Origin of the sequence: Phenylobacterium sp., from assembly GCF_004799395.1 — a bacterium.
Lineage (GTDB): Bacteria > Pseudomonadota > Alphaproteobacteria > Caulobacterales > Caulobacteraceae > Phenylobacterium.
The window spans coordinates 18,245-27,610 of the sequence record NZ_SSMZ01000343.1; the positions used below are offsets into that span (position 1 = coordinate 18,245).

5 protein-coding genes are annotated in these 9,366 nt (G+C 68.6%); 3 read left to right on the forward strand and 2 right to left on the reverse strand.

What is annotated here, in order from left to right:
• Positions 1-4: 4 nt before the first annotated feature.
• Both E8A12_RS22525 and E8A12_RS22530 read right to left on the reverse strand, forming a co-directional pair.
• The gene (locus E8A12_RS22525; protein WP_293373121.1) at positions 5-1,606 is read right to left on the reverse strand and encodes a hypothetical protein; all 1,602 of its coding nucleotides are present in this window, start codon (positions 1,604-1,606) and stop codon (positions 5-7) included.
• The gene (locus E8A12_RS22530; protein WP_293373123.1) at positions 1,603-3,084 is read right to left on the reverse strand and encodes a peptidase S10; all 1,482 of its coding nucleotides are present in this window, start codon (positions 3,082-3,084) and stop codon (positions 1,603-1,605) included. The genes E8A12_RS22525 and E8A12_RS22530 overlap by 4 nt, the downstream gene beginning before the upstream one ends.
• Positions 3,085-3,432: 348 nt before the next feature.
• On the opposite strand from E8A12_RS22530, the gene E8A12_RS22535 reads away from it, so the two are divergent.
• Genes E8A12_RS22535 through E8A12_RS22545 form a run of 3 tightly spaced genes read left to right on the forward strand, consistent with a single transcriptional unit; the run spans position 3,433 to position 9,201 of the window.
• Positions 3,433-4,929, forward strand: a complete 1,497-nt coding sequence (locus E8A12_RS22535) for an efflux transporter outer membrane subunit (protein ID WP_293373125.1) — start codon at positions 3,433-3,435, stop codon at positions 4,927-4,929.
• Complete coding sequence (locus tag E8A12_RS22540) at positions 4,919-6,076, forward strand: efflux RND transporter periplasmic adaptor subunit (protein WP_293373127.1); 1,158 nt, start codon at positions 4,919-4,921, stop codon at positions 6,074-6,076. The genes E8A12_RS22535 and E8A12_RS22540 overlap by 11 nt, the downstream gene beginning before the upstream one ends.
• Complete coding sequence (locus E8A12_RS22545; RefSeq protein WP_293373129.1) at positions 6,073-9,201, forward strand: CusA/CzcA family heavy metal efflux RND transporter; 3,129 nt, start codon at positions 6,073-6,075, stop codon at positions 9,199-9,201. Before E8A12_RS22540 ends, E8A12_RS22545 begins: the two co-directional genes overlap by 4 nt.
• The last annotated feature ends 165 nt before the right edge of the window (positions 9,202-9,366 follow it).

Consider the following 9,366-nt stretch of genomic DNA (forward strand, 5'->3'; position numbering starts at 1 on the left):
GAGGCTACCGGGCTGAGACGCCGTCGCGCACGAACTGTGCGAAGTCGTGGGAGAGCTGCAGCCGCACGGCGTCGTCGGTGTAGACCATGTGGCCGGCGGGGTAGCAGCGGTTGCGGACGCGGGGACGCAGGGCCGCGTCCGAACGCGCGACCGCCTCGTCCAGCCCGGCGCAGTCCCCATCGTACATGCCGCGAACGTTGAACACGAGAAGGTGCGGCTGGGCGTCCATGGCCTGGCGCAGCGGCGGTGCTTCCTTGGGCGGCGGCGGACCGTCCGCCTTGGGCGGGCCCTCCTTCGGCCGGGGGACGCGATTCCACATCAGCGTCATCCAGTCGTCACCCAGGCCGCCCGGATTGGTCACCATCGGCAGCGGGTGGAACGCCTCGCCGAACGGCCCGCGGTAGAGCAGATCCGAATGGTAACCGAGCGTGTCGCGGATGTAGCGGATCAGCGGGACCGAAGTGCCCTCCATCAGGTCCAGCATCGGCGCCAGGCTGGCGTCATGGGTCGGCAGCCACGACTGGCCCGCCAGGCTGCTTTTCGGCAGGGCCATCCGCGCGTCGTAGCGCCCCAGCACCTCGTCGCGGTCCTCCAGCAGATGATCGGTGAAGACGCCCTTGTCGATCAGCAGCGTCTTGGCCTCGACGTATTTGGGATCAAGGCCGGTGTAGCGGCGGAGACCCGCCAGCACCGCCGCGCGACCATCGGCGCTGAGCGCGTCGGGATTCTCAAGGGCGGGCGCGTAGGTCTTGCGCGCCCAGGCGACAGCCTCATCGACGGCGGCCTGTTGCCCCTTGGCTAGCAGGTCGGCGGGCAGGCGCTTGTGGTACCAGGCCGTGGCCGTGAACATCGACAGTTCCAGCGCCTGGTTCAGCCCGCGAGGGACCGACTGGCCGACGTCATAGAAGCCCGAGATCAGCATCACGCCCGCCACCGGCGTGCGGCGCCGGGCGAGGTCGCCGGCCACTTCCATCGCGCGCGTGGTGCCGTAGCTCTCACCGGCCAGGAACAGCGGCTGGTCGAAGGCGTCGTAGCGTGTGCGGTAGATCCGGATCATCTCCGCCACCGCCTCGCCGTCGCCGTGCTGGGTGTAGAGGATGTCGCGATAGGCGTCGGTGGTCGCGCGGCTGTAGCCGGTGCCGATTGGATCCACGAACACCAGGTCGCTGAAGGCCAGCCAGGTGTCCGGCCGGTCGATGATCTCCTTCGGTGGACCCTTCCATTGCGGATAGGTCGCCGCCGTCTTGAATCCTTTCGGGCCGAAGCCCATCAGATGCACCTGCGACGAGCTCGATCCCGGCCCGCCGTTCCAGACGAAGGTCAGCGGCCGCGGCGGCTGGCCCGGCGCGCGGTCGGCCGTATAGGCGACGATGAACATCCGCGCCATCAGGGCGCCGGTGTCGTTGTCGTAGAGCGGGATCAGACCGGCTCGAGCAGTGTAGTGGAACGGCTTGCCGGCGACCGCCACCTGGCCGTGGGTGACCGCCATCTGGTCCGGCGGCGTCGCGGGTTGCGTCGGCGCGGACGCATGCGGCGCGGGCGCGGGCGCCAGGCTCGCGCAGCCCAGCGCGGCGATCAGCAGGGCGCGCAGGCTCCGCCGGGTCACTTCGCGCCCGTCCCCTTCACGAAGGCTTCCAGGTCCTTCGACAGCTGCAGCCGGGTGTCCAGGACGCGATACATCATGTGACCACCCTCGTAGCAGTGGTCGGCGAAACGGGTCGAAAGCGCCGGCTCCAGCTTGGCGGTCATTTTCAGATTGCCCTCGCACATGTTCAGGCTGTCGTAGCGGCCCGCGGCCACGAACACCTTCAGGTCCGGGTCGGCGCGCATGGCGTCTTGCAGCCAGGGCTGCGAGGCCGGCGGCCCGCCGCCGGCGTTCATGTGCGCCATCATTTCCGGCGTGATCTCGGTGTGATTGTAGGACCAGCGACTGCCGGTCGAGCGCCGCGACGGTCCGGGCGTCGGCATGTAGCCCTCTTCCAGGTCCACGTAGTTCAGGTCCGTGCGATAGCCGAGCTCGCCGCGGAAATAGTCCATGACCGCGCCCTTATAGCCAGGCGCCTCATGCTCCGGCCCGAAGATACGCATGTCGTAGGTGTTCAGGGTCTTGGCCTTGTCGCCGCCGAAAAAGCCCTGGAGATAGGCCCGGTTGGACACCACCAGGGTCTTGCGGTCGACCATCGACGCCGGGATGCCGGTGAAGCGCGCCAGGTCGCCCGCCACTTTGTCCCGCTCGGAGTCGGAGAGTTGGCCCACCCGCTGCAGGGCGGGCATGTAGGTCCCGCTCACCCAGACATCGACCGCCTTGAGCGTTGCGGCGCGGTCGGCCATCAGGTCCGGCGGCAGGCGCTTGTAGTAGAAGGCCGTCGCGGTGCGCGCCGGCACATAGTAGGCGTCCTGGAACTCGAAGGGCATCAGCGAACCGGGCACGCCGCCGGAGAGCAGCATGGCGCCGGCGACCTTGGTGCCGCGCTTCTCCAGGATCTCGGTGGTCCCGTTGACCCGCCAGGTGCCGTAGCTCTCGCCGAACAGGAACAGCGGCTGCTTTTCGGCGCCGAACCGGGCGCGCCAGGCGCGGATGAATTCGGCGGTGGCCGCGAAGTCGCCGAGCGTCGAGAGGAATTCCTTGTCGAACTCCGGCTTCTCCGGCCGCGAGAACCCGGTCTCGATCGGGTCCATGAACACCAGGTCCGAGGCGTAGAGCAGGCTCTCGGCGTTATCGACGAACCTGGCGCCCTCGATCCGGCGCGGACCCAGGAGCTCAGTCTGCACCAGCACCGCCGGCGAGGTCGGTCCGCCGTTCCAGGCGAAGGTCAGCGGCCGCGGCTTCGCGCCCGGCGGCTGTTTGACGACATAGGCGGTGAAGAAGATGTGGCCGCGCACCTCACCGGTCTCGGCGTTGCGGATCGCCAGACGCCCGGCGCGGGCCTCATAGGCCAGGGGGCCGCGCGAGGTGGCGATCCTGTGCTGGGTCACCACCACCGGCTCGTCGCCGGCGACCAGGGGTGCAGGCCCCGTCGCCGCCGCGTGCGGCGCGGTCAGGCCCACCGTCGCCGCCGCCAGGATCGCCGCCAGTCCGCTCATGTTCATCCGCCCCTTGCCCGGCGTTCAGGCTAACCTGCTCGGGCTGCAAATTCTTCGCGAATGTGCGAGCCCGGCGTCACTCTGCGCATAATCCATGCAAGACCGCCGGCGTCGGAGCATGGAGCGTCCTCACGGACCTGTCCGCCGGCCTAGCGTTTCAGGCTGACGCTAAGCGGTCCGATTGAAGCCACGATCCTGAGGCACCCAGCCTCATCCTCGGCCTGTGTCATCCGTAGGTAATGTTATAACATAGACGCGGAACTCCGGCTCAGCTACCGAGAGCGAAACCCCCTGTCCGAGTCCCCCGAGCCAAGACCCGCCTTCACGATGCGCACCGCGGAACGTCACATGGCCGAACGTCAACGGCGGCTCGCCTTGCCGGTGCTGGCGGCCCTCGGCGGCCTCGGCCTCGCCGCCTGCGCTGTGGGGCCCAACTTCAAGACCCCGGCCGCGCCGATGGTGCAGGGCTATACCGCTCAGCCTTTGGCGCCTGCGGCTGCGACGCCCGGGGTAGCGGCCGGCGAAGCCCAGACCTTCGCCAGCGGCGCCGATATCGCCGGCGACTGGTGGACCCTCTTCCATTCGCAGCCGATCAACGACCTCGTCACCCAGGCCCTGGCCGCCAATCCCGACCTGAAGGCGGCCCAGGCGGCGCTCAGCGCGGCGCACGAGACCACGCTCTCGCAGAGAGGCGCTTACTATCCGCAGGTCTCGGCCGGCTATTCCGCAACGCGCCAGCGCCAGTCCGGCGCCCTCGCCCCGACGCCCGCCGACAATGCCAGCCAGTTCAACCTCTTCACGCCGCAGGTCAGCGTCTCCTATGCGCTCGACGTCTTCGGCCTGACGCGGCGCACGGTGGAATCGGCCAAGGCGCAGGAGCAGTCAGTCCGCTTCCAGATGATCGCCGCGCACCTGACGCTGACCAGCAATGTGGTGGTCGCCGCGATCAACGACGCGTCCCTGCGGGCTCAGATCGACGCCACCCGCCAGCTGATCGACATCGAGACCCAGAGCGTCGAGATCCTGAAGCATCAGGCCGACAAGGGCTACGCCAGCCGCATCGACGTGGCCGCCCAGGAGACGCAGCTCGCCCAGGCCGCCGCCAGCCTGCCGCCGCTACTGAAGCAGGCCGCCCAGCTACACGATCAGCTGGCCGTCCTGATCGGGAAACTCCCCAGCGAGGCGGCCGTGGCCAAGATCGACATCGCCAGCCTGCAACTGCCCGCCGACCTGCCCGTGACCCTGCCCTCCAAGCTGGTCGAGCAGCGCCCGGACGTGCGCCAGGCCGAGGCCAACCTGCACGCCGCCAGCGCGCAGATCGGCGTGGCTGAGGCCAACCGCTTCCCGAACATCCAGCTCTCTGCGATGGCCGGCAATACCGCCATTGCGCTCAGCCAGGCCTTCACGCCCGGCACCAACTTCTGGAGCCTGGGCGCGGCGGCCACCATGCCGATCTTCGAGGGCGGGACCCTGCTGCACCAGGAGCGCGCGGCAAAAGCGACCTACGAACAGGCCGCGCAGCAGTATCGCAGCACCGTGCTCGGGGCGTTCCAGAACGTCGCCGACAGCCTGTCGGCCATCCAGCAGGACGCCGACGGCCTGAAGGCCTCCGCCCTCGCCGCCGAGGCCGCCAAGGTCACCCTCGACCTCACTCAGCGCCAGATGCAGGACGGCTACGCCAGCGGCCTGGCGTTGCTCAACGCCCAGCAGGCCTATCAGCAGGCCCGCATCGCCCTCGTGCAGGCCCAGGCCGCGCGCTTCGCCGACACGGCGGCCCTCTTCCAGTCGCTCGGCGGCGGCTGGTGGCGCCGTCCCGATCTCGCCAAGGATGCCAATGCCAACTAGCCCGCCCCTGAAAAAGGCCGCGCTGGCCGGCGCCGCGCTGGGCCTAGCGCTCGCGGCCCTGACCGCCTGTTCGCCGAAGCCCACGGAAACCGCCCAGGCCGCTGCAGCGACGCCGGCGCTGGTGACCCTGACGCCGGCGCAGCTGCAGCACATCCGGCTCTACACGGTCGCGCCCGCCGCCTTCCACAAGATGGTCGAGGCCAGCGGCGTGGTCGACTTCGACAACGACCAGGCCACCAGCGTGCTGTCGCCGATCTCCGGGCCGGTCTCGCGCCTGCTCGTCGAGCCGGGGCAGAAGGTGAAGGCCGGCGACACGCTCGCCACCGTGGACTCGCCCGACTACGCCGCCGCGCTCAGCGCCTACGCCAAGGCGCTCGCAACCGCTCGCACGCTCCGCCAGCTGGCCGACGCCGACAAGGATATCGTCGCTCACAAGGGCATCTCGGAGCGCGAAGCCCAGCAGGCCCAGACCGACGCCGTCAACGCCGAGGCCGACCGCGACGCGGCGCTGCAGGCGTTGGTCGGACTGAACATCGATCCGCAGGCGATCAAGGACGTGCAGGCGGGCCGGCTGGCTCCGCGCATCGAGGGCAAGATCCGCGCGCCCATCGCCGGCACGGTCGTGGAAAAGCTGATCACCCCCGGCCAGCTGTTGCAGGCCGGAACGACGCCCGCCTTCACCGTCGCCAACCTGTCGAAGGTCTGGGTGATGGCGCAGATCGCCGGATCCGACACCGGCGCGGTGGCCGCCGGCGACCCGGCCAGCGTCGAGACCGGCGTGGGAGCCCCTGTCGCGGGCGCCGTCGACAACATCGCCGCCCTGGTCAACCCCGACACCCGCGCGGTCCTGGCCCGTGTGGTAGTCGCCAACCCGGGCGGGGTCCTGAAGAAGCAGATGTACGTGCGGGTGAAGATCCAGTCGCGCCAGGCCAGCAATGGTCTCTTGGTGCCGGCCTCGGCCGTACTGCGCGACGATGAGAACCTGGCGTTCGTCTATGTCGCCCAGGCGGGCGGCGGCTTTGCGCGCCGGCACGTGACGCTGGGCTACGCCACCGGCGACCAATACGAGATCCCGCAAGGTCTGAACGCCGGCGACAAGGTCGTCGTCGATGGCGGCGTCTTCGTCCAGTTCATGCAGAACCAGTGAGCGACGCGCTCCCTCCTCCGCCGCCCGCCGAGGCGGCCGCGGCCTCGGTGATGAACCGGATCGTGGCCACCGCGCTGCGCCAGCCGCTGCTGGTGCTGCTGATGACGGCGATCCTGATCGGCGTCGGCGTCTGGTCGCTGCAGCGCCTTCCGGTGGACGCCTATCCGGACCTGTCCCCGCCGATGGTCGAGGTCATCACCCAGTGGCCCGGTCACGCGGCCGAGGAGGTCGAGCGGCTGATCACCGTACCGGTGGAGATTGGCCTGAATGGCATCCCCAAGACCGCCTACAGCCGCTCGATCTCGCTTTACGGCCTCTCCGACGTCACCCTGACTTTCGCCGACGGGACCGACAACTATTTCGCCCGCCAGCAGGTCTACAACAGCCTGCAGGGGCTGAGCCTGCCGACCGGCGTCACGCCCTCGGTCTCGCCGATGTCTTCCCCGTCGGGCCTGATCTACCGCTACGTGCTGCAGAGCCCAGACCGCTCGCCAATGGAGTTGAAGACCTTCGAGGACTGGGTCATCGAGCCCGCCTTCAAGGCCGTGCCCGGCGTGGCCGACGACTCCGGTTTCGGCGGCGGGACCATGCAGTATCAGGTGCTGTTCGACCCGGCGAAGCTGGCCGGCGCCGGCCTCTCGATCCAGCAGGCCGAGACGGCGCTGGGCGCCAACAATTCCAATGCCGGCGGCGGCTTCTATACGCAGGGCGGCCAGTTTTACTACGTCCGGGGCCTCGGCCGGATCAACACGCTAGAGGACATCGGCAACGTCGTCCTGGCCGTCCACAACGGGGTGCCAACCCTGCTGAAGGATATCGGCCACGCCCAGATCGGCATCGCCCCGCGCCTCGGCGAGTTCGGCTTCGAGAAGCAGGATGACGCGGTCGAGGGCGTGATCCTGCTGCGCACCGGAGAGAAGACCCAGGACGTGCTGAAAGGGGTCGAGGCCAAGGCCCGCGAGCTCAACAGCCAGGTCCTGCCCAAGGACGTGAAGATCGTCCCTTTCTACGACCGGACCGACCTGGTCACGCTGACCACCCACATCGTCGCCGGCAACCTGCTACGCGGCATGCTGCTGGTGATCGTGGTGCTGATTTTCTTCCTCTACGACATCCGCGCGGGGCTGATCGTGGCGGTGACCATCCCGCTGGCCCTGCTCTTCGCCTTCACCTGTCTGAACATCCAGAAGGCCTCGGCCAACCTGCTCTCCATCGGCGCCATCGACTTCGGCATATTGGTCGACGCCTCGGTGGTGATGGTCGAGAACATCTTCCGCCAAATCGCGCTCAGGGAGGGCACGCGGGCGAACGTCGGCGAGATCATCCGTGACGCCGCCTCTGAAGTGGACCGGCCGCTGTTCTACGCCGTACTGGTGATCGTGGTCAGCTTCCTGCCGATCTATGTGCTGTCGGGGCCGTCAGGGACCCTGTTCCGGCCGATGGCCGACACGATGATCTTCGCCCTGGTCGGATCGCTGTTCGCCACCCTGATCCTGCTGCCGGTGCTCTGCGCCTGGTTCATGCGCAACGGCGTGCGCGAGCGGCGCAATCCCGGTTTCGAATGGGTGAAGGCCCGCTACATCCGCGGCCTCGACTTCTGCCTGGAGCACCGCTGGGGCGTGACGATCGCCTGCGGGATCGTTTTCGCGGCGTCCCTGCTGCTCGTCCCCCTGATCGGCGCCGAGTTCATGCCGCAGCTCGACGAGGGCGCCCTGTGGGTGCGCGCCACCATGCCCTCGACCATCAGCTACGACGAGTCCGCAAAGCTGACGCCGAAGGTGCGCGACATCCTGCGCTCGTTCCCGGAGGTCACCACCGTCGCCTCCGAACTGGGCCGGCCGGATGACGGCACCGACTCGACGGGCTTCTTCAACGTCGAGTTCTACGTGGGCCTGAAACCCTACGGGCAATGGAACGGCGCCTACCACACCAAGCCGCAGCTGATCGCGGCCATCAACAAGAAGCTCGAGGCCTTCCCGGGGGTGATCTTCAACTACACCCAGCCGGCCGAGGACGCCGTCGACGAGGCCGAGACCGGCCTGAAGAGCGCCCTCGCCGTGAAGGTGTTCGGCGGCGACCTGGGCACGCTGGAGCAGAAGGGCCGCGCCGTGAAGGCGATCCTGGAGCATGTCCGCGGCATCAAGGACGTCACCCTCGTCCACGAGCTCGGCCAGCCCAGCCTGGTGGTGAAGATCGATCGGGCCAAGATCGCCCGCTATGGCCTCAACGCCGACGACATCAACGGCCTGATCACCACCGCCGTCGGCGGCGACGTGGCCACCCAGGTGGTGCAGCAGGAAAAGCAGTTCGACCTGGTGGTGCGCCTCGACCACCAGTTCCGCGACAACCCGCAGGAGATCGGCAACATCCTGGTGGCGACGCCTGGCGGCCAGCAGCTGCCGCTGAAGGAGTTCGCCGACATCTCGGTGCAGGACGGCGCGTCCTTCATCTACCGCGAGAACAACTCCCGCTACATCGGCGTGCAGTTCTCCGTAGAAGGCCGCGACCTGGCCGGCGCCGTGCAGGACGCCATCAACCAGGTGAACGGTCACGTGGCCCTGCCCTCGGGCTACCGCATGGACTGGGGCGGCGACTACACCGAGTACACCGCCTCGCGCGATCAGCTGAAGGTGATCCTGCCGCTGACCGTGTTCCTGATCTTCATGCTGCTCTTCGCCCTCTATGGGAATTTCAAGTTCCCGTTCATCACCATCGCCGGCGTGGTCCTGTCGGCGCCGGTGGGCGGCATCCTGGCGCTTTGGCTGACGCACACACCGTTCTCGGTGTCGTCGGGAGTCGGATTCCTGGCCCTGATCGGGGTCTCGGTGCAGACCGCGGTGGTCTACATCTCCTACGTCAACGAGCTGCGGCGTGACGGCATTCCCCTGGACGAGGCGATCCGCGAAGGCGCGATCCTCAGATTGCGCCCCATCACCATGACCGCGCTGGTCGCCGCCTTCGGCCTGCTGCCCGCCGCGCTCGCCACCGGCGTCGGCACCGACAGCCAGCGGCCTTTCGCCCTGGTGATCGTCAGCGGCCTGTTCACGCGCCTTCTGATCAGCGTCTTCCTGATGCCCGCGCTCTACGCCCTGGCGGCGCGGCCGGACGACCGTTTGCAGGTCTAGCGCCGGGGAACCGGGCGCGCGTGCGTCCGTTGGCGTAGAACCCCCAGAGACGTCGCCGCGGCCGGCTTGCGGCCGTGCGCGCCATGGGCCAGCCGAAAGCGCCTCGACCATGGACCTGCAGGCTTCCGCCGACTCCAAGACTCCCGCCGGCGTGGACCGGCTGGC